20 protein-coding genes are annotated in these 20,649 nt (G+C 42.7%); 11 read left to right on the forward strand and 9 right to left on the reverse strand.

What is annotated here, in order from left to right:
- Positions 1 to 20 precede the first annotated feature (20 nt).
- From mrdA to W03_RS03255, 4 genes are all read right to left on the reverse strand, one after another.
- Entirely contained in the window at positions 21 to 1,919 is a 1,899-nt protein-coding gene (gene mrdA / locus W03_RS03240) for a penicillin-binding protein 2 (RefSeq protein ID WP_375792708.1), read from the reverse strand.
- Between the two features lie 9 nt (positions 1,920 to 1,928).
- Entirely contained in the window at positions 1,929 to 2,480 is a 552-nt protein-coding gene (mreD, locus tag W03_RS03245; RefSeq protein WP_244071355.1) for a rod shape-determining protein MreD, read from the reverse strand.
- On the reverse strand, positions 2,477 to 3,349 hold the full coding sequence (mreC, locus tag W03_RS03250; RefSeq protein ID WP_244071357.1) for a rod shape-determining protein MreC: 873 nt from the start codon (positions 3,347 to 3,349) through the stop codon (positions 2,477 to 2,479). The genes mreD and mreC overlap by 4 nt, the downstream gene beginning before the upstream one ends.
- Before the next feature lie 196 nt (positions 3,350 to 3,545).
- Positions 3,546 to 4,604, reverse strand: coding sequence for a rod shape-determining protein (locus tag W03_RS03255; protein ID WP_244071359.1), 1,059 nt, complete (start codon positions 4,602 to 4,604; stop codon positions 3,546 to 3,548).
- 140 nt (positions 4,605 to 4,744) lie between these two features.
- Between W03_RS03255 and gatC the strand changes: the two genes are divergently transcribed.
- From gatC to gatB, 3 genes are read left to right on the forward strand one after another with little or no spacing between them, the layout of a single operon-like run.
- Positions 4,745 to 5,032 (forward strand): Asp-tRNA(Asn)/Glu-tRNA(Gln) amidotransferase subunit GatC, encoded by a 288-nt coding sequence (gene gatC, locus W03_RS03260; RefSeq protein WP_244071361.1) that lies wholly within the window; start codon positions 4,745 to 4,747, stop codon positions 5,030 to 5,032.
- 14 nt (positions 5,033 to 5,046) lie between these two features.
- Complete coding sequence (gatA, locus tag W03_RS03265) at positions 5,047 to 6,495, forward strand: Asp-tRNA(Asn)/Glu-tRNA(Gln) amidotransferase subunit GatA (RefSeq protein ID WP_244071363.1); 1,449 nt, start codon at positions 5,047 to 5,049, stop codon at positions 6,493 to 6,495.
- Positions 6,496 to 6,532: 37 nt separating this feature from the next.
- Positions 6,533 to 7,975 carry an Asp-tRNA(Asn)/Glu-tRNA(Gln) amidotransferase subunit GatB gene (gene gatB / locus W03_RS03270; protein WP_244073684.1) on the forward strand — a complete coding sequence of 481 codons (1,443 nt, stop codon included), beginning with the start codon at positions 6,533 to 6,535 and terminating at the stop codon, positions 7,973 to 7,975.
- 27 nt (positions 7,976 to 8,002) lie between these two features.
- Here gatB and W03_RS03275 read toward each other — a convergent pair whose 3' ends face one another.
- Together W03_RS03275 and W03_RS03280 are read right to left on the reverse strand one after the other, a co-directional pair.
- The gene (locus W03_RS03275; RefSeq protein ID WP_244071365.1) at positions 8,003 to 9,112 is read right to left on the reverse strand and encodes an acyltransferase; all 1,110 of its coding nucleotides are present in this window, start codon (positions 9,110 to 9,112) and stop codon (positions 8,003 to 8,005) included.
- A 194-nt stretch (positions 9,113 to 9,306) separates the two neighbouring features.
- The gene (locus W03_RS03280) at positions 9,307 to 10,506 is read right to left on the reverse strand and encodes a hypothetical protein (protein ID WP_244071367.1); all 1,200 of its coding nucleotides are present in this window, start codon (positions 10,504 to 10,506) and stop codon (positions 9,307 to 9,309) included.
- A gap of 263 nt (positions 10,507 to 10,769) precedes the next feature.
- Here W03_RS03280 and sucC point away from each other — a divergent pair, with 263 nt between their 5' ends.
- From sucC to W03_RS03305, 5 genes are all read left to right on the forward strand, one after another.
- Positions 10,770 to 11,933 carry an ADP-forming succinate--CoA ligase subunit beta gene (gene sucC / locus W03_RS03285; protein WP_244071369.1) on the forward strand — a complete coding sequence of 388 codons (1,164 nt, stop codon included), beginning with the start codon at positions 10,770 to 10,772 and terminating at the stop codon, positions 11,931 to 11,933.
- Positions 11,934 to 11,973: 40 nt separating this feature from the next.
- Positions 11,974 to 12,849 carry a succinate--CoA ligase subunit alpha gene (sucD, locus tag W03_RS03290; RefSeq protein ID WP_244071372.1) on the forward strand — a complete coding sequence of 292 codons (876 nt, stop codon included), beginning with the start codon at positions 11,974 to 11,976 and terminating at the stop codon, positions 12,847 to 12,849.
- Between the two features lie 87 nt (positions 12,850 to 12,936).
- The gene (locus W03_RS03295; RefSeq protein WP_244071374.1) at positions 12,937 to 13,221 is read left to right on the forward strand and encodes a hypothetical protein; all 285 of its coding nucleotides are present in this window, start codon (positions 12,937 to 12,939) and stop codon (positions 13,219 to 13,221) included.
- A gap of 10 nt (positions 13,222 to 13,231) precedes the next feature.
- The gene (gene dacB / locus W03_RS03300; protein ID WP_244071376.1) at positions 13,232 to 14,695 is read left to right on the forward strand and encodes a D-alanyl-D-alanine carboxypeptidase/D-alanyl-D-alanine-endopeptidase; all 1,464 of its coding nucleotides are present in this window, start codon (positions 13,232 to 13,234) and stop codon (positions 14,693 to 14,695) included.
- A 55-nt stretch (positions 14,696 to 14,750) separates the two neighbouring features.
- The gene (locus W03_RS03305) at positions 14,751 to 15,920 is read left to right on the forward strand and encodes an NnrS family protein (protein WP_244071377.1); all 1,170 of its coding nucleotides are present in this window, start codon (positions 14,751 to 14,753) and stop codon (positions 15,918 to 15,920) included.
- An 81-nt stretch (positions 15,921 to 16,001) separates the two neighbouring features.
- On the opposite strand, the gene W03_RS03310 is transcribed toward W03_RS03305, so the two are convergent.
- Together W03_RS03310 and W03_RS03315 are read right to left on the reverse strand one after the other, a co-directional pair.
- The gene (locus tag W03_RS03310; protein ID WP_244071379.1) at positions 16,002 to 16,322 is read right to left on the reverse strand and encodes a hypothetical protein; all 321 of its coding nucleotides are present in this window, start codon (positions 16,320 to 16,322) and stop codon (positions 16,002 to 16,004) included.
- On the reverse strand, positions 16,319 to 16,879 hold the full coding sequence (locus W03_RS03315) for an EndoU domain-containing protein (protein WP_244071381.1): 561 nt from the start codon (positions 16,877 to 16,879) through the stop codon (positions 16,319 to 16,321). The genes W03_RS03310 and W03_RS03315 overlap by 4 nt, the downstream gene beginning before the upstream one ends.
- 26 nt (positions 16,880 to 16,905) lie before the next feature.
- Here W03_RS03315 and rimO point away from each other — a divergent pair, with 26 nt between their 5' ends.
- The 3 genes from rimO (at position 16,906) to W03_RS03330 (ending at position 20,065) form a co-directional block, all read left to right on the forward strand.
- A complete protein-coding gene (gene rimO, locus W03_RS03320; RefSeq protein WP_244071382.1) occupies positions 16,906 to 18,243 on the forward strand; it encodes a 30S ribosomal protein S12 methylthiotransferase RimO in 1,338 nt (445 codons plus the stop codon).
- 40 nt (positions 18,244 to 18,283) lie between these two features.
- Positions 18,284 to 19,414 carry an elongation factor P maturation arginine rhamnosyltransferase EarP gene (gene earP / locus W03_RS03325; RefSeq protein ID WP_244071385.1) on the forward strand — a complete coding sequence of 377 codons (1,131 nt, stop codon included), beginning with the start codon at positions 18,284 to 18,286 and terminating at the stop codon, positions 19,412 to 19,414.
- Positions 19,415 to 19,501: 87 nt separating this feature from the next.
- On the forward strand, positions 19,502 to 20,065 hold the full coding sequence (locus W03_RS03330; RefSeq protein ID WP_244071387.1) for an elongation factor P: 564 nt from the start codon (positions 19,502 to 19,504) through the stop codon (positions 20,063 to 20,065).
- 19 nt (positions 20,066 to 20,084) lie between these two features.
- Here W03_RS03330 and W03_RS03335 read toward each other — a convergent pair whose 3' ends face one another.
- Positions 20,085 to 20,645 carry a NifU family protein gene (locus tag W03_RS03335; RefSeq protein WP_244071389.1) on the reverse strand — a complete coding sequence of 187 codons (561 nt, stop codon included), beginning with the start codon at positions 20,643 to 20,645 and terminating at the stop codon, positions 20,085 to 20,087.
- Between the last annotated feature and the right edge of the window lie 4 nt (positions 20,646 to 20,649).

Consider the following 20,649-nt stretch of genomic DNA (forward strand, 5'->3'; position numbering starts at 1 on the left):
TAAATGAAGAAGACACATTATTAATGGGGACGATCATGTTCGTCGATACTGTCGTCTAAAGAACTATCTTCAGCTTCCGGGGTGTTTCCTAGCAAATAATAATCAAATACTTGTCTAGCGATAGGTGCGGCCGTTGAACCTCCTGTTCCGGTATTTTCAACTAATACGGCTAAAGCGATTTTGGGTGATTCTGCAGGTGCATAGGCGATAAACATAGCATGGTCGCGATGTCGCTCATCAAGGAGTTTTTCATTATAGCGTTCACCTTGCTTAATTCTTACAACCTGTGATGTTCCTGTTTTTCCAGCAAAAGTATATAAAGCATTGGCACCGGCTTTTGCTGCAGTTCCGCCAGGCCGGGTGACATCAATTAAGGCATTTCTAATGACTTCCAAATTTTTAGGTTTGAAGTTGGCGGTGTACAGTAAGTTTTCTGGGATATTTGTGATTTCACCAGATTTACTACTTTGTATTTGTTTAACAAATCGAGGCGCATAAGCTTTTCCGCCATTTGCAATCATCATCGTGGCAAAAGCCAATTGTAGTGGTGTTGTAAGATTGTAACCTTGCCCGATCGCGGCGGATATGGTGTCACCGGCATACCACTTTTGTTTGTGCTGCGCCATTTTCCAGGCAGACGAAGGGAGTAATCCAGATACTTCATTTTCAATATCGATACCAGTTTTTTTACCTAATCCGAATTGACTGATGAAGTTGTGCATATTATCAATTCCCAAATCATTACCCAGGCTGTAATAAAAGGTATCGCAGGAAACTACGAGTGATTTATGCAAATTGACTCTTCCATGACCTCCTGCTTTCCAATCACGGAAACGGTGCTTTACTCCCGGTAAAGAAAAGAACCCGGGATCAGCCATACTGTATTCGGGAGTGCGTTTTCCTAGCTCTAGTCCGGCAAGTGCCATAAATGGTTTAAAAGTTGAGCCGGGAGGATAGACGCCGCGTAGTGCCCTGTTGTTGAGAGGGCGATCAATCGAGTTATTGAGCATATTCCAATTTTCGTGATCAATACCTCCAATGAAAAGATTATTGTCATAGCCTGGCTTGCTGACAAATGCCAAAATTTCTCCATTGTTCGGATCAAGTGCAACCAACGCGCCACGACGATCACCAAAAGCTTTTTCGACTGCTTCCTGTAAACCAAAATCTAACGAAAGGATGAGATTGTCACCAGATATTGGCAAAGTACGCGATAGCACACGAATGGATCGCCCGGCGGCATCTGTTTCGACTTCTTCGAATCCAGTGATTCCGTGCAATTGTTTTTCATAACTTTGCTCGATACCAATTTTACCGATATGTTGCGAGCCACGATAATTATTCAGCTCGTTGTTTAATTCTAGAAAATCGAGATCTTTATCGTTGATGCGACTGATATAGCCAATCACATGCGAAACCAGTTCTTTTTCTGGGTATTGGCGAAAAACTCTTGATTTGATTTCTACTCCTGGGAAGCGGTAGCGATTGGTTGCGAAAGTCGCTATTTCGATTTCGTTGAGACGGTTTCGTATGGGCAGGCTTTTAAAACGACGACTTTCCTTCATTAGCTTCATGAATCGTTGGCGGTCGGTAGGTGTTATTTCAATGAAAGCAGCTAGTTCATCTAGTGTAGATTCAATATCTGGGACTTTACTGGGAGTGATTTCCAGTGCATATGCTGAATAATTTTGTGCTAGGACTCTGCCGTGACGATCAAAAATCAGACCGCGATTAGGTACCAAAGGTAAAATCGATATACGATTGACTTCTGCTAAAGTGGAATAATGATCTTGTCGCGTGATTTGTAAATAATAGAATCGTACGTATAGTATGGAGAATAGCACCAAAATAAAAATGAGGCTAATCGCCAAACGGATGCGAAATTTTTGTAATTCTATGGGTTGATCGCGTAATTCCACTTTGATGTATTAGAGCGCATTGGGATCGGTTTTTTGTTTTAAGGGAACGCTTAATAGTAGCGAAACGGGAATCCACGCAAATGAACCAGATAAGGTAGCAAAATAATATTCCCATCCCGGAAATCTGAAGCCCCCTAAAACAGCAATTAAAATCATGGTTGTTTGCATTACGAATAAAATAAAACCGATTTGCGGCGCTTGCTTCCATGTATTGAATAAGCGCAAGCGTCTACATAGAATCAATGTGAGGTACACTGCAATGCAATATGCCAGTGCATGCTGACCGAGTATGTTGACATTAGCGACATCCATCATCAATCCCATGATAAAAGCCACGCTCATGCCCATTTTATGGGGATACTGAACACACCAATAAAGAATCGTTAGTACGACAAAATCAGGGCGAAGTAATAAAATATAGTTCGGTAATGGTAAAAAATTCAAGATCAATGCAAGTGCCAATGTTAGTGCGATATATCCATTACTGGCTATGTCATACACATCCTGCTTTAAATAATCATCGGCGCTTAATCTTTTATCGTTTGTACTGTCGCGATTCAATTTTTTGCCTCAGCAGGAATTTTTACAAGAGGTTGTACCATTGACAAGATTAGCACTTGGCGATTGCGGTCAACGCCGGCAACCGGATTGCTGACAATTCTTGAAAAATCATCTGATGGATTATGTTCAATTTTTTCTACAACTGCAACGGGGATACCCGGTGGATAAACTCCGCCAATTCCTGAAGTGACTAATAAGTCTCCAGGTTGAATATCAATATTAATCGATAAGTAGCGTAATTCCAATTCGTTGTTTTTCCCTGTACCTGAAATCACTGATCGTAATGAATTACGCAATACTTGTACAGGAACAGAATGGTTTTTATCAGTGAGCAGTGTCACTTCTGAGGAAAAGGGGTAAATACGCGTTATCTGACCGATGACGCCTTTATCATCAATAACCGCTTGTCCCAGTTGAACTTTGTGATAAATGCCTTTATTCAGTGTTATTTTATGACTGAAAGGATCACGTGGTGTATATAAAATTTCTGCTAGAACAGTTTTTGTTTCTGTGCTTTTCTCGATTCTTTCAATAGCACCAAGCAATTCACGCAATTTAGCATTTTCAGCTTCTAGTGCATGGAATCGTAATAAATATTCTTGATTTTCTAAGAATTGCTGTCTTAGTTTTGCATTCTCTTCCAGCAAATTAAAATGCACGATAAAGTTTCTTACTTCATCATAAATGAATGTGGGTGTATAAGCGATTCTTTGTAAAGGGAAGATAACAGTACCGATGATTTGCCGTATTTCATGAAATCTCTTGACTCGTAAATCTTCGACAATCAGCAAGCAGGATAAGCATGTGAATAAGATCAACTTAGCAAAAGGCCCCGGGCCATGCCTAAAAAATGGGGGGGCTATCTTCATGATTTCCAGTTTTGAGTTTTCTGAGACTTTACAAGCTGTTGAATAGCTATTTGCGTTGCTACCGAAATATTGGAATTAGACTCAAAATGCGTATTGATCGAGCATTGATTGTGCCCGTTTGTCTCTTTTTGCCCCGCATTGGCTGTTTTAAATATGTTTTTCAACGGCCTGTGAAGTTTTCGTTACTGGTTACTGTCTAGTCGCGTGCAAAAATACCGATTGAACGATCCATATTCGCTAAAGCAATGCCAGAGCCACGTACGACGCATCTTAAAGGGTCATCGGCAATGATAACTGACAAACCGGTTTCTTCCATTAATAAACGATCAATATCTCGCAGCAGTGCGCCACCTCCCGTCATTACCATTCCTTTCTCAGCGATATCGGCCCCCAGTTCCGGAGGCGTATGTTCTAAAGCAGTTTTAACTGCACTGGTAATGCTATTGATTGGTTCGGTCAGCGCTTCCAAAATTTCATTACTGGAGATGGTAAAGCTACGTGGAATGCCTTCAGCAAGATTGCGGCCTTTAACTTCAATTTCTCGTACTTCAGAGCCAGGAAATGCTGAGCCTATTTCCTTTTTAATCATTTCAGCAGTCACTTCTCCGATTAACATGCCATAATTACGTCGAATGTAATTGATGATCGATTCATCGAATTTGTCACCTCCGACTCGCACTGAATTCGAATATACAATTCCACCTAGTGAAATAACGCCTACCTCCGTGGTGCCTCCGCCGATATCCACAACCATAGAACCAGTGGGCGATTCTACCGGTAGATCAGCGCCTAAAGCGGCCGCCATCGGTTCCTCAATCAATTCAACTTTACGTGCGCCCGCTCCATAAGCTGCTTCACGTATAGCACGGCGTTCTACTTGCGTGGAACCATAAGGGACGCAGATGACAATACGAGGATTGGCAGAAAATAATCGCGGTGGATTTACTTTTCGGATGAACATCTTTAGCATTTGTTCCGTTACGGTAAAATCCGCTATCACGCCATCTTTCATGGGGCGGATCGCAGTGATATTGCCGGGGGTGCGACCGAGCATCTGTTTTGCTGCAAGACCGACCTGTTGAATCATCCTTTTTCCATTTGCGCCGCTTTCTTCGCGAATGGCTACTACGGAGGGTTCATCGAGTACAATACCTTGGCCAGTAACATAAATGAGCGTATTGGCCGTGCCCAAGTCAATCGCCATATCGGTTGAGAAATAGTTTCCAAGAATATTGTTGTTTAAGAAATTAAACATAGTGGCAAAATCCGTTATTAGTCATTATGATTTAAGAGGAGTACAAATAAATAAAATAAAATCATCAAAAAATATCACGGCTAAGCCGGGCATGATACCCTAATACGCACTTAAAGATAATAAATAAGGCTACCTTTCTCATGAATTTATCGTTAAAAGATATTAAACACGTTGCAGATTTAGCTTATATCGAGATCGATGAAAAACAAGCTGAGGCTACATTGGCTCAATTATCAAATATATTCAGTATGATAGAGACGATGCAGTCGGTGGATACATCCGATATTAAACCAATGTCGCACTCTCAAAGTGTTTCGCAACGGTTGCGCGAGGACATCGTTACTGAAACTGATCAACGTGAACTCTTTCAATCAATAGCACCACAGGTGCAAGAAGGGTTGTATTTGGTTCCTCAGGTTATTGAATAAAAAAGACAACAAACATGCTTAACGCCAGCCTTAGAGAACTTTCCAAACAACTTGCCGAGAAAAAACTATCCAGTGTCGAATTGACCTCATTTTTTTTGCAGCGAATTAAAACGCTTAATCCAAATTACAATGCGTTTATTACAACCAATGAAGAAATAAGCTTAGCTCAAGCTGCCGCTGCCGACAAAATGCTGGCGATAGGGAAGGGGGGAGCGCTGACTGGGATTCCAATCGCGCAGAAAGATATCTTTTGTGCAAAAGGTTGGTTGACGACATGCGGGTCAAAAATGTTGTCAAATTTTGTTTCACCCTATGATGCTGGTGTAATTGAACGGTTTAATCTCGCCGGTGCGGTGAATATTGGTAAGACCAATATGGATGAGTTTGCGATGGGCTCTAGCAATGAAACATCCTATTACGGCATTGTGAAAAATCCATGGGACACTAAAGCAGTACCAGGTGGCAGCTCGGGAGGAGCGGCATGTGCGGTTGCGGCTCGACTTGCACCCGCGGCAACTGGAACGGACACTGGAGGTTCTATTCGTCAACCGGCAGCATTATGCGGTATTTCGGGTATCAAGCCGACTTATGGATTAGTGTCGCGTTATGGCATGATTGCATTTGCTTCTAGTCTCGATCAAGCGGGACCTATGGCAAAATCAGTGGACGATTTGGCGTTATTGCTTAATGTCATGGTGGGTTTTGATGCTCGTGATTCGACTAGCTTGCAACGACCGCAAGAAGATTATACGTCGGATTTAGAGAGACCTTTGTCGGGATTACGAATTGGATTGCCGAAGGAATATTTTGCCAAAGGCATGAGTCCCGATGTGGAAAGTGCAGTAGATAGCGCATTGGCAGAATATCGCAAATTGGGTGCGGAAACAGTAGAAGTGGCACTTCCTAATGCTTCGTTGTCAATCCCTGTTTATTATGTGCTTGCGCCGGCTGAAGCTTCGAGTAATTTATCGCGTTTTGATGGTGTGCGATACGGGTATCGTGCGCAATCGTATAGTAGCTTGACAGATATGTACCGTAAGTCGCGCGCGGAAGGCTTTGGTCCTGAAGTAAAGCGTCGCATATTAATCGGTACTTATGTGCTATCGCAAGGTTACTATGATGCATACTACATTAAAGCGCAAAAATTGCGTCGCTTGATTGCCCAGGATTTTACAGAAGCGTATCAGCAATGTGATGTTATTATGGGTCCGACGACGCCGACAGTTGCTTTTAATCTAGGCGAAAAGAGTACAGATCCGATTCAAATGTATTTGTCGGATATTTATACCAGTGCTGCAAATCTAACCGGCATGCCAGCAATGTCTATTCCGATTGGCTTCGGTGATAAGAATCGTCCTGTCGGATTACATATCATCGGTAATTATTTTAAGGAAGCGCAGTTGTTAAATGTTGCGCATCAGTATCAGCGGATCACAGACTGGCATTTGAAATCGGCTGTATAATCAATTATTTTTATTAAGATTTTTGGAATACTTAATGATGCAGTGGGAAATAGTGATCGGCCTGGAAGTGCATGCACAACTTTCAACACAATCTAAAATTTTTTCTGGAGCGTCGACCGCTTATGGCGCTGCACCGAATACACAAGCCTGTGAAATCGATTTGGCTTTACCAGGGATTCTACCTGTATTGAATAAAGGTGCTGTTGAACGGGCTATCAAATTTGGTTTATCCGTTAATGCGAAGATTAATTCGCCTTCTAAATTTGCACGAAAGAATTATTTTTATCCTGATTTGCCGAAAGGCTATCAGATCAGTCAGTTGGCATTTCCAACCGTGCAAGGCGGCTGCATTTTGGTGCAAGTCAATGGCACAGAGAAAAGTATTCGCTTGACCCGTGCACATTTGGAGGAAGATGCCGGTAAATCGTTGCATGAAGATTTTTATGGTATGACCGGAATTGATTTGAATCGGGCAGGAACCCCTCTGTTGGAGATTGTTTCCGAACCTGACATGCGCAGCAGTATTGAAGCTGTTGCCTACGCTAAAACATTGCATACGTTGGTGCGCTGGATTGGCATTTGTGATGGCAACATGCAAGAAGGTTCGTTTCGTTGCGATGCAAATGTATCCGTACGGCCTGTAGGAACTGAGAAATTGGGTACTCGTTGCGAAATAAAGAATCTAAATTCATTCCGTTTTTTAGAGAAAGCAATTGATTTTGAAGCGCAACGACAAATTGAAATTTTGGAGGAGGGGGGTACAATCCAGCAGGAAACTCGCTTGTACGATGCCGATAAAGACGAAACTCGCACTATGCGTACTAAAGAAGACGTCAATGATTATCGTTATTTTCCAGATCCCGATTTGTTGCCATTAGAAATTTCTGCTGAATGGATCGAACAAATTAAGCAAACATTGCCGGAATTACCTCAAGCACGTCGAGATCGTTATATGGCTGAGTTCGGGTTATCGGCTTATGATGTATCGGTATTAACCGCTTCGCGAGAAATGGCGGATTATTTTGATGCCACTGTCAAATTGCTTCCGACACAAGCCAAGCTATGTGCAAACTGGATTATGGGTGAAATTAGCGGACGATTAAATAAAGAAGATATGGAAATTTCCGATTGTCCGGTTAAACCTGACGATCTCGCAGCCTTACTTGTTCGTATCAGCGATGGCACTACCTCAGGAAAAGCGGCGAAGACTATTTTTGAATGCCTATGGCTTGGTGAGTACGGAAAGAATGTCGATGCTATTATTGAAGCCAAGGGCCTGAAGCAAATTTCCGATGATGATGCAATTGAGAAATTAGTGGATGACGTATTATTAGCTAATGTGCAGCAAGTCACTGACTATCGTAACGGTAAAGAAAAGGCTTTTAATTCGCTCATCGGTCAAGTCATGAAAGCGGCGCAAGGAAAAGCCAACCCAACACAAGTCAATGTAATCCTAAAGAAAAAATTATCGGGAAAGTAGGATTGAAAGTTACATACTTTTTGTGTGCTAATGTTTTTGGTTGCTTGTGATTCGCTGTATCAATTTTTCTGAATTACTTGTAAATTTATTTAGATGATTTCTCATGGTTTTTGCAAGAGGTTTTTCAACATAAATGTGGATCGTATAGGCAAGCATTAATATTCCGATAACTAATCCCCAAAATAATGCATGTGGATTGAATGCGGTATATGTGGTGTTATAAATCATAAAGCCGATATTTTGGTGGATGAGATAGAGTGGGTAAGTGAGTGCGCCAATCCATGCCCAATTTAAATGCCCAAGCACACCGGTGCGTTTGAATGAAACCAACAACATCACAGCAAAAAATGTACTGATGATTGAAGCAATGACATAGGGACTCAAATCATTTCTGATGCGAGCTTCAACTTCGTGTACTTCATCTGTTGTTAGGTAAACTGCGTAGATCCAAGTTATAGCGATTACTGCGCTTCTTATCCAAGTGATTCCTTTAGCCCAAATTAAGAAGAACGCAGCTCCTGCAATAAAAAATACCGCATAATCAGTGATAAAAAAATATCGTAACCAGTAATTGGGAAAAAATTCCAATGTAATTACAGCGATCAACCAAAAAACGATAAAAAATTCTATTTGATGAATTCTGCCAAATATTAACAAAATAATAATCAAAGCATAAAACCTAAGCTCAACAAATAATGACCAATAAACTCCGTCCATCGGAGGCACACCGAAGAACTCACTTAGCATCGTCATGTTAATGAGATATTGACGCAAGGTTGCAAAATATTCCGGCGCCCCAATTGCTAATGTAATTACAAATGTGATGGTGCAGCATACCCAAAAAGCTGGATAAAGCCGTACCAATCTGGAAATTGTAAATTTCTTTAGGCTTCCGTTTGATGCGGTCATCAGTATTACGAACCCACTCATGATAAAGAAAAGCTCAACGCCAAGATAACCGTATTTGGATATGGAGGCGAGCGATGAATAAGGCATGATTGTCATCGAATCAATAGCAAATCCATCCAGTGAAAAATGATGGAAAACCACAGCAAGTGCGGCAAGGAATCTGAATAAATCCAATTCATTGATTCTGGCGTAGTTTGTGTCAGATTGCTTCTCACTATATATAGTCATGGTGGAATATTACGTTAATTGTTTAACTGATAAGACATGTCAATAAGTTATTCTGTTTATAGATTTTGATAAAAATTATCATGAACTTCGGTAAATTAATCCGAAGAAATGATATCGATATAATGCGATAATTCCAACAATTCAGTCGCTAATGAAGAGTTAGGCAGATGCTTCTCGAAAAATATTTCAAAATATTAAGAAGAAGGTTGTGGAGGTACTCTGATCCAACCCATTGGGCACTCTTTAACCGTAGGGTAGTAACCTTCCGGGTTACGACAGAAATACCAATAATTATTATTGTTTTGCACCGGAGCTGGTCGTGGTGACGTTACTTGTGCTGGGTTTTGTTGGATATAGGTTGGTGGTGAAGATAGTAAAGGTGCAGAGACCACTCCAACCGGATATCCTCCTAATGGATAGCTTCTGCTGAAACGCGGATAGGGTCCAAAAGCATAGCTATTGTAGAATCCTCCTCCCCAGCCCCAACTACTATACATTCCCCATCCGGATCCCCAACCCCAGCCCCAGCCCCATCCGGGCCCCCAACCCCAGCCTGGTCCCCAGCCCCAACCCCATCCGGGCCCCCAACCACCCCAGCCCATACCAAATCCTACAACAACTCCATCGTTATGGTGATGTCCATGATGATCGTGGTCATGGTGGTTGGTATCCGTTGTGTTATTGACAACATTGTTATTTTCAATGTTGGTGTTCTGAGTGGAGTTTCCATCATGCGTAGCGCTATTGGTGTCCTGCGTGGTTGCATCGACTGTTGTGCCATCCGTATTCTGTGCTGTTGTATTATCCTGATTATTATCAGTTTCTGTTCCTGTGGCTGCGTTTTGCGCATTTTCGGAATCGATTGCATCAATAGTAGTAGCTTCTCCTGCTGAGGTTGTCGAATTCGCATCGGTTGGTTCGGCAACAACTTCTTTGCTTTGTGCGGATTCTGAACCAGGGTCAGTCATGCTGTCTGTAGTAGGAGTGTCGGCATGGTTAAAATCGGCAGGCTGACCGATGTTATCCATTTGCCCCGGGTCGCTGGTTGAATCAAATTCACCGGGTTGATCTACCATATCGTTGGAATAGAACGCATCGCCCTGATCATAACCATCTTGGCCGCCACCCTGGTAGTAATCACCGCTTTGATCGTATCCACCACCATTGTCATAATGGCCACCGTCATAGCCGCCATCGTATCCACCACCATCAAAGCCGCCACCATCGAACCCACCGCCATCGAACCCACCGCCATCGAACCCACCGCCATCGAATCCACCGCCATCGAATCCACCACCATCAAAGCCACCACCATCGCCTTCGGCAATTACTAGATTAGCTGAAAAGATTCCACACAGGGCGATAGCCAAGTACGTTTTTTTTAAATTATTCATATACCCCCCCGCTTTTTTTTGTTTCATGATGATTGTGATCATATCTAAAAGAGTCTGAATCAATACTGAATAAAAAACAATTTTTGATAGGGTAAATCTGTATACGTAAGGTTCAATGTAATAAGGGCAGTTATCTTCTTAAATTGTCATATTGTGGATCTTTTCAAGATAGATGCCGAGAAAAAATTGATGAGTGGGGTTTAGGTTATACTACGTTGGAAAATATAGATCACATCCATAATTTTACAGATGGAGAGGCATTAATGAAAATTCATGAGTATCAGGCTAAAGAGATTTTTCGAGAATACGGTATTGCAACGCCAAAGGGTATCGCTTGTTTTAGTGTTGATGAAGCTGTAAATGCTGCCCGTCAGTTGGGTGACCAATTGTGTGTGGTAAAGGCGCAAATCTATGCGGGAGGAAGAGGGAAGGGAGGGGGCGTAAAAGTGGCGCATTCCTTAGAAGAAGTGCGTCAGCATGCTAATGCAATTTTGAATATGCGATTAGTGACGCATCAAACCGGACCAGAAGGACGGATTGTGCGGCGATTGCTGGTTGAGCAGGGCGTACAAATCGAAAAAGAATACTACATAGGATTGGTTGTGGATCGACGTCAGCAACGTGTGTGCTTAATGGCAAGCTCGGAAGGCGGTATGGATATCGAGAAAGTTGCTGTCGAAACACCAGAGAAAATTCATAAAGTGGTGATAGATCCAGTGGCTGGATTACGTGAGCATGAAGCGTACGATGTGGCGCAAAAGATTGGTATTCCGAGTGATGCCATGCAACAAGCTTATGAATTACTGCGTGCGTTATATCAAATTTTTGACGAAAAGGATGCGTCGTTGGTAGAAGTTAACCCATTGGTGTTAACTGGAGATAAGCGGTTGATTGCGTTAGATGCAAAAATGAATTTTGACGACAATGCGTTGTTTCGTCATCCTGAGATTGTTGAGCTGCGTGATCTGGATGAAGAAGATCCAATAGAAACTGAGGCTTCAAAGCATGAGTTATCGTATATTCCGCTCGATGGAAATATCGGGTGCTTGGTGAATGGCGCAGGTTTGGCGATGGCAACCATGGATATCATCAAGTTATATGGAGGAAATCCAGCTAATTTTCTGGATGTTGGCGGTGGTGCTACGGCGGAGAAAGTGACCGAGGCATTTAAGCTGATGCTAAGAAATTCTAAATTACAAGCGATTCTGGTTAATATCTTTGGGGGCATCATGAAGTGTGATGTCATCGCCCAAGGTGTGGTGGATGCAGCTCGGATTGTGGAACTATCGGTACCTTTAATAGTGCGATTGGAAGGTACGAATATGGAATTGGGCAAGAAAATTCTGAAGGAATCTCATTTAGCAATTATTTCCGCAAATGACATGGCGGATGCTGCAGAGAAAGTGGTAGCGGCTGCTAACACCTAACCGAGCGAACACAAATCAGTTTTGAAAGGAGTTGCTGACAATGTCTATTTTAGTCAATCGAAATACGCGTGTGATGACACAAGGTATAACCGGAAAAACCGGACAATTTCATACGCGCGCTTGTAGCGAGTATGCTAACGGTAAGTACTGTTTTGTTGCAGGCGTTAATCCGCGCAAACCAGGTGAGGATGTTGAAGGTATTCCTGTTTTTGCCACCGTTAAAGAAGCTAAACAACAAACTGGCGCTACGGTATCGGTTATCTATGTGCCACCGCCTTTCGCGGCTGCAGCGATTGACGAAGCAGTGGAGGCTGAGCTTGATCTGGTTATCTGTATCACTGAGGGAATTCCTGTTCGAGATATGATACGCACGCGATATAAAATGCAGGGTAAGAAAACTCTCTTAGTTGGACCAAATTGTCCCGGTGTTATTACGCCGGATGAAATCAAAATTGGCATCATGCCAGGCTACATTCACAAGAAAGGACGTATTGGCGTGGTTTCGCGCTCAGGCACATTGACATATGAGGCAGTTGCGCAATTGATGGCGCTCGGCTTGGGGCAATCCACATGTATCGGTATTGGCGGCGATCCGGTCAATGGATTGAAACATTTGGATGTATTAAAATTATTCAATGATGATGATGAAACCGATGCCGTATTGATGGTTGGAGAAATAGGTGGTAGTGACGAAGAAGACTGCGCGCTTTGGGTAAAAGACCATATGCGTAAGCCTGTAGTAGGTTTTATTGCCGGCGTAACAGCGCCACCAGGGAAACGAATGGGGCATGCTGGGGCGATTATTTCCGGTGGCAAAGGGACAGCGCAAGAAAAGCTAGAGGTATTGGAATCATCTGGCATTCATGTGACGCGCAATCCTGCGGAGATGGGCAAGCTACTGAAATCTATTTTGTGATGGCGTTGTTGTTAATTTTCTACTCCATTAAAGGTACTTGCTATGAATGATCGATCGTTTATAACTTTTTTGATTTTGCTGCTTATAATGTCGGCGTGTAGTAGTGTGCCGCAAAAGCAAGATGTGCCTTTACAGCCTGAGGATCCCTCACCTTTACAAACTGAACGTCCTGCTGGTCCATTGCCTCCTAGTGCAAGACCTAAATATAACTTGAGCGGATATCCGCTCAACACACAGCAGGGTTATATTGATGGATGTGAAACTGCTAAAAATAGCAGTTGGGCGTTTAAAGATTTAAACCGCTATGACAGGGATGATCAGTATCGTATGGGATGGGACGACGGTTTTGCATTATGCAAAATGACCAAGTAGCTTGGGTAAAATGATAAGCTATTGGTGTTGGAAAGATTGTTGGTATGTTTTTCTGATTCTGTTTTTTTATTGTTTTCCTACGGCGCTCTCGGCAACCAATGAGTTGCCATCAAGCGTTAAGCAGAAGTTGCTGCGGTCCGGGGTACCGCAACATGCTATTGGTGTGTATGTACAAGAGATTGGAGCTGTCAAGCCGACTTTAACTATCAATGCAGATCAGGCAATGAATCCGGCTTCGGTGATGAAATTACTCACTACTTATGCCGGATTGGAGTTACTGGGGCCTGCGTATACTTGGCCTACGCGAATTTTTACGCATGGCAAATTAAGCCAAGGTATTTTGCAAGGTGATTTGGTAATCAAAGGCTATGGCGATCCCAGATTGGATCTCGGTCATTTTTGGTCATTGATTTACCAGCTAAGGCAAGCTGGATTGCAAAATATACAGGGAAACCTGATCCTGGATCGCACGCATTATGAGATTCCTCATCATGATCCAGGAGATTTTGATGGCAAACCTTACCGCAGTTACAATGCGCTTCCTGAAGCGCTTATGGTGAATTATCGAGCGACAACATTACATTTTTTTCCGCAATCCGAAAATAATACCGTGCGCGTGGTACTTGATCCTGAATCGAGTTCTTTACGCATTCAAAGTCATTTGCAACTGACTCAAGGTTCTTGTGGCGATTGGCGCAATGCTGTGACGACGGATATACTACCCGACGAAGCTAACAAAAATCATTTTACAATCATTGCCGGTGGCAAGTTTTCCACTCAGTGCGGAAAGCAGTCTGTTATGTTGAGTCTACAAGATAGCGTTACCTATATTCAGGACGTGTTCAAACGATTATGGGCTGAACAAGGCGGTAAGTTTAGCGGTTATGTGGTCGAGGCATCAACACCGCACGGTGCAATATTGTTGGATACATATTCATCGCTACCTTTGGCAGAAATTGTTCGGGGTATCAATAAGTATAGTAACAATATTGCAGCTCGACAGTTGTACTTGGCATTAGGTACGGGTAAGGATATGTTGAACAATTCGCCAGCAACCTTAGAAAAATCTCATTTAGCCATGCAGAACTGGCTGCATGACAAGCGATTGAATTTTCCTGAATTGGTGGTAGAAAATGGTTCCGGATTGTCGCGTAAGGAGCGTATTAGTGCGCGGCATATGGGTAAAATCTTGACAACAGCATATCAGAGTCCGGTTATGTCAGAATTCATGTCATCCCTTCCTATAGCGGCTACCGATGGAACATTGAAGAATCGCTTTGCTGATACTGCGGCCAAAGGTCGTGCGCATCTGAAAACAGGCGCTTTAGATAATGTGCGGGCATTGGCCGGTTATGTATTGGATCGTATGGGCCGTCGTCATGTAATCGTTTTCTTCGTTAATCATAGCCATGCGGAAAAATCACGTAGCGTTATGGATGCTTTGGTGCAATGGATTGTAGAGCGGCCGCAGTAGTTAATTTAGGTAATTTTTCAGTACTGCCCCTTGAAATAATTTTTACTGCGTAGCAATGAACTACATATTTTTTCAATGGTTCCTGGCGGAAACTAAAACTTATTCGCATCAATGGTTTTTTACTGCGGCTTGTGCATATGCAGCGCTAATGGTACCGATGGCAATGCTGGCGCGATATGGTTATGGGCCGGCGACACTTGCGATGCCATCTGGGCACGCATTTGAAATGTTGTTCGGTTTTATCCTGGCACTCATCGCGGGTTATTTGCTTGGGCCGATGCCCAGGTGGCGTGTTGTGTTATTAATGCTTTTCTGGTTATTGGCGCGAATTGCAGGCTTGTTCACAGAAACAAGTGGATTGGCGCTAATTGGTAATAGCATATTTATTTTTCTTTTGGCGCAGAATCTGTTACCGAAGCTATGGGTTGCTAAAAAGTGGCGTAATAGGATGTTGGTTCCGTTGCTTGGGTTAATATGCGCAATGGCAATAGTGACTGCTGTGGCCGATCGGTTTGATTGGTATGTGCTGCAACATTATTTGTTGCGAGAAAGCGTGCAATTGTTTGCTTTGCTCATGCTGTTCATGGGAGGGCGCATGTTGGCGCCGGCTGTTGCAGGTGAATTCTATCGTCAAGGTAAAGAACTTGAAGCTAGAGTGCAACCCAATATAGAAGCGGCTTTGATTGTTGCCATTGCGGGTGCATTTCTATGCGCACCCATTTCACTTTCGGTATCGGGTGTTTTGTTGATCCTGAGTGGCCTGCTAGCCGGTATTCGTTTGTTTCGTTGGCAGTTATGGCACTGTATGGAGAGGCTTGATCTGATTTGTCTTGGGGTTGGATATGGCTGGCTAGCGTTTGGATTGATATTGCTTGGTTGGGTTAAACTCAATGACGGCGATTATTTTGTGACAGCGATTCATGCCGTAACGGTAGGTGCGCTTGGTACGCTTGCTGCTAATGTCATGATACGGGTGTCGCTTCTGCATGTGAAACAATATCCTTCACACATGCGACAAATTGTAACGATTACCATACTCATGGCGGTTTCTGCTGCCTTGCGCATAGTGGCAGACATTAGTACCTATCGGGAGCTTTGGCTGATAATTGCAACGATGGCTTGGAGTGTTGGTTTTTTAATGGCGCTGGTCATTGTATTAGAGTGCTTATCGAAGAAAAGAAACATAGCATCCGGTGGTAAACAAAATCCACCAGTGGTCGATTAGGAGTCAATTTTCTATATTAGATTGCTTCCTAAAAATGTTTTCTAACCGCCTGTTAAAGTAGCACGTTGGGAGTTAAAAATGTCATGAGGAGGAGATGTGTCGTTGCCATGACTGAACTGCGGTTCTAAATAAGGATAGCGGTATTCTTTCCGGTTGGTCTGTTCCATCTGAAAATTCTTCTTCAATTTCGGCGTATTCTGGAAAAAGACGTAAGTAATAAGCATTGCCGATACGTTCCCAGTTTGGTATTTCTCGCTTGCTGATTGCATCAATTTTTTGTAAAAGATTGTTTGTTTCCTCAATATTTCTTTGGATATCAACAGCTAAATATGCAGCGACCAGGCGATGCGATGTCTCCTCAGGCTGATAACCTTGCCAACTAAAAGTATTGTCGTTGTTCATTCAAAAATAGGGAACGCAGTATTGACTTTGTTATTGTCATCGAATGCAACGCCAATTGTAAAGAGGTTATTATTGTAGTTACAAAACTGTGGGTTTTCTTTTTCAGTGGTAATAGATGGCTTATTCTGCCCGCATTGGAGCCAGTTGGGAGAATTCGAAGGGCATCGAACTGTATGTCGAGCCGCATAGCGAATCGAGTTTAGAACCTGCTGTTTTGTGCATTGATCTGGAAACATTGAAGAAAATTTTTCTTTTTTGGGGTTACGAACATGTGACCATCGAACGGTATAGATTCCAGCTTTATTAGGCTTGCTTTGTATCGATAGCCATGCGATCGAGGTAGGGTTCTTGCCATCCGGTCGTGAATGGAAGCCTTTTGGGCGATCGCGATGCCATTCGCCACAGAAAATATGTTGTTGATTAATGAATGGATTTTCTTGTGGAGAGACTGTGTTTGGTAGTGCATCACAATTAATTTGAGCAAATAGCGATAGAGGGGTAAGTACGAGTAGGTGTAAAATGATGCGCGACGCACACTTAATCCGATGTTTGTTCATAATCTATTTTTATTTCACTTTCTTACATGCCATCCAAAAAATCAACGTTACAAAAAGTTGGCTTCGTTTCGCTGGGTTGTCCTAAAGCACTCGTTGATTCAGAGCAAATCTTAACGCAATTACGCGCGGAAGGATATGCAATTTCGCCGTCTTATCAGGATGCTGATCTGGTCGTAGTCAATACTTGCGGTTTTATAGATAGCGCCGTGGAAGAATCATTAGATGCGATCGGTGAGGCTCTGGCTGAGAATGGCAAAGTGATTGTCACTGGATGTTTAGGCGCGAAGGAGAATGGTGCTATCGTTAGGAAAGCACATCCTCAAGTACTGGCAGTAACAGGACCACAAGCTTTGCCGGAAGTCATGTTAGCCATTCACACGCACCTGCCGCAACCGCATGATCCCTATACCAGTCTAATTCCCCCTCAAGGTGTACGACTAACACCGCAGCATTACGCCTATATTAAGATATCCGAAGGATGTAATCATCGCTGTACGTTTTGTATCATTCCTTCGATGCGAGGTGATTTAATCAGCCGCCCAATTCATGAGGTGATGCAAGAAGCTGAGCATTTGGTGAATGCAGGCGTTAAGGAGTTACTGATCATTTCTCAGGATACCAGTGCCTATGGGGTAGACATTAAATATCGCACTGGTTTCTGGCAAGGGAGGCCGATCAAAACCCGCTTGACAGAATTGGCGCAAGCATTGGGTTCATTGGGTGTATGGGTGCGATTGCACTATGTTTATCCTTATCCGCATGTTGATGATGTTATTCCGTTAATGGCTCAAGGCAATATATTGCCTTATTTGGATGTTCCATTTCAGCACGCTAATTCACGCATATTGAAGAGTATGAAACGTCCCGCAAATGCAGAAAATAATTTGGCACGAATTCAACGTTGGCGAGAGATATGCCCTGATATCACATTACGTAGCACATTTATCGTAGGATTTCCGGGGGAAACTGAAGAAGATTTTGAAGAATTGCTTGCGTTTTTGCAAGAAGCGCAATTGGATCGCGTTGGTTGTTTTGCGTATTCTCCAGTGGCGGGTGCTGCTGCGAATGCGCTTCCAAATGCGGTGCCAGATGAAGTTAAAGAGGATCGTCGCGAGCGGTTTATGCAGGCACAAGAAACAATCAGCCGGAAACGGTTGGCTGACAAAATAGGAACAACAATGACCGTGATGATTGACGATGTGGTAGATGGGCAAATCATTGCGAGAAGCAGCGCAGATGCACCAGAGATTGATGGTGCGGTATACATTCAGGAAAAGAATTTTGGTCAATTAGGAGATTGGGTTACCGTTAGAATCACGGATTCCAATGCGCACGATCTTTTTGCAACGCTTGTTGAGAAATAGCTTTCCAAAAGTGTGGTGAATATTCTTATCTACTTCATACATGCGTCGCCGTTGGGATATATTTTGCACTGTCATCGATAATTTTGGCGATATTGGTGTGTGTTGGCGCTTAAGTCGACAGCTTGCGCATGAATATGGACAATTGATTCGATTGTGGGTGGATGACTTACATAGATTTTCTTGCTTAGAATCAACTATCAATACCGAATTGCAGTATCAAACGATCCAAAACATCGAAGTTTGGCATTGGCAAAAGGATACTAAAGCGTTCGAACAGATTGAACCGGCAGAGGTTGTCATCGAAGCTTTTGCCTGTGAATTACCTGAAGATTATCTGCAAAAAATGTTTCTGCGAGATATTCAAGTTGTTTGGATTAACTTAGAGTACTTAAGTGCTGAACCTTGGGTTAGAAATTACCATGCGGTGTCTTCTCCACATCCTCGTTCTGGATTGATCAAGACGTGTTTTTTCCCAGGTTTTGAGCCAGATACTGGTGGCTTGATTCGCGAGAAAGGCTATAAGTTACAGCAAGATAATTGTAGTAAACAGACCATTTTGCAAGAATTAGAAAACCCGTTTGATCGATATCATGCAATTCGAATTTCATTGTTTTGTTACGATAGCGCACCTGTTGAGAATTTAATAATATTGCTATCCGAGCTGGCAATGCCCATCTTACTGATCGTTCCACAAGGTAATGTTGCTCAACATATTATCGCTTTGCTCGGGTATCCTCGCAATGAAACCAAAATGCAATTTCAGCAAGTGATGGTACTAATCATCCCGTTTCTGGAGCAGACTGACTATGATCGGCTGCTTTGGAGCTGCGATATCAATTTTGTTCGCGGTGAGGATTCTTTTGTTCGCGCTCAGTATGTAGCTAGGCCTTTTGTTTGGAATATTTATCAACAGGAGGAACTGATACATTGGCAAAAACTGGATGCATTTCTTGATCTCTATACAGCGAGCATGCCAATGCAAATAAAAGATGTCGTGCGTGAAATATGGTACTGCTGGAATGGTCGGGGTTTGATGACTAGAAATACTTTATTAAAGTTTTTTTCGCTTGCTGAGTCTATAGAGCAATATAACAAAATGTGGCTTGCGCAATTGGAAAAGCAGAATGATTTGGCCTCTAATCTGGTGCAATTTGTCGAGAATCGGCTATAATCTAGCGCTTTCTGTCATGATGCTCAATCTATAACTGCACAGTTATAGAGGTAGTGTCAAAGATCTTTTTACTTTGGAATTGAAACTATGAAGACTGCAATGGAACTACGCTCGGGTAATGTGGTAATGGTTGGTAATGATCCTATGGTGGTACTTAGGGCGGAATTTACCAAATCTGGCCGTAATGCATCAGTAGTCAAAATGAAATTGAAAAACTTATTTTCTAGCTCTACCGCTGAAGCAGTTTATAAAGCTGATGAGAAATTCGATTTGGTTGTGTTGGATAAAAAAGAATGTACCTATAGTTATTTTTCTGATCCACTTTACGTTTTTATGGATGTAGATTACAACCCGATTGAAGTCGAAGCGGAAAACATGGCGGATGTGATTAATTATCTTGTTGATGGCATGGAAGATGTTTGTCAAGTTACTTTTTATGGCGATAAAGCCATTTCTGTCGAGCTACCCAATACCATTGTTCGTGAGGTGGAGTATACTGAACCGGCAGTAAGGGGAGATACAACAGGGAAAATCATGAAGCCGGCGCGACTTCTTGGTACAAATTTTGAAATTCAAGTACCAGCATTTGTGGAAATCGGCGATAAGATCGAAATTGACCCACATAATAACGAATTTAGAAAACGTATCTAATATACAAGATTATTGAGTTTCAAACGGCAACTACTTGTATATCGGGTTCGAGGGTTTTTAGCATATTTTCGATACCCCTGAGTGTGCCTGATATTGAGCTTGGGCAAGTTCCGCATGCACCCTGGTAGTGGATGCGAAGGATATTTCCTTCAAGTGCCAGAATATGAAGATCTCCACCATCGTGTTGTAAATAAGGGCGTACCTCTTCATTCAATAAAACATTTATTTTTTCTAAGCGTAATTGATCTTCCGGGCTTAAATTGGCCAATGCGCCGTTGGCTGCAGCAACAGTTTCTGCGGATTGTGCCGAAGCAGCAGGTGCCGCGCGGATAGGATCGGCAATTTCTCTAGCCAAATCCTGCCAATTGGCATTGCCGTCCTGAGTTACAGTAATCCATTGATCAATATAAAATACATTGGTGACATGATCAATGTCAAACAAGGCAGAGGCAAGGGGATCATCTTTTGCTGATTCAGCATTGTCGTAGGAGCGTGCGATACCCCATGTGAGTGGTTCTTTAAGAATGAATTTCAATGCATTCTTATTAGGTGTTCCTTCAATGTCGGCAATTTTAGGCATTTGA

It is taken from the genome of Nitrosomonas sp. PY1 (assembly GCF_022836435.1).
Lineage (GTDB): Bacteria > Pseudomonadota > Gammaproteobacteria > Burkholderiales > Nitrosomonadaceae > Nitrosomonas.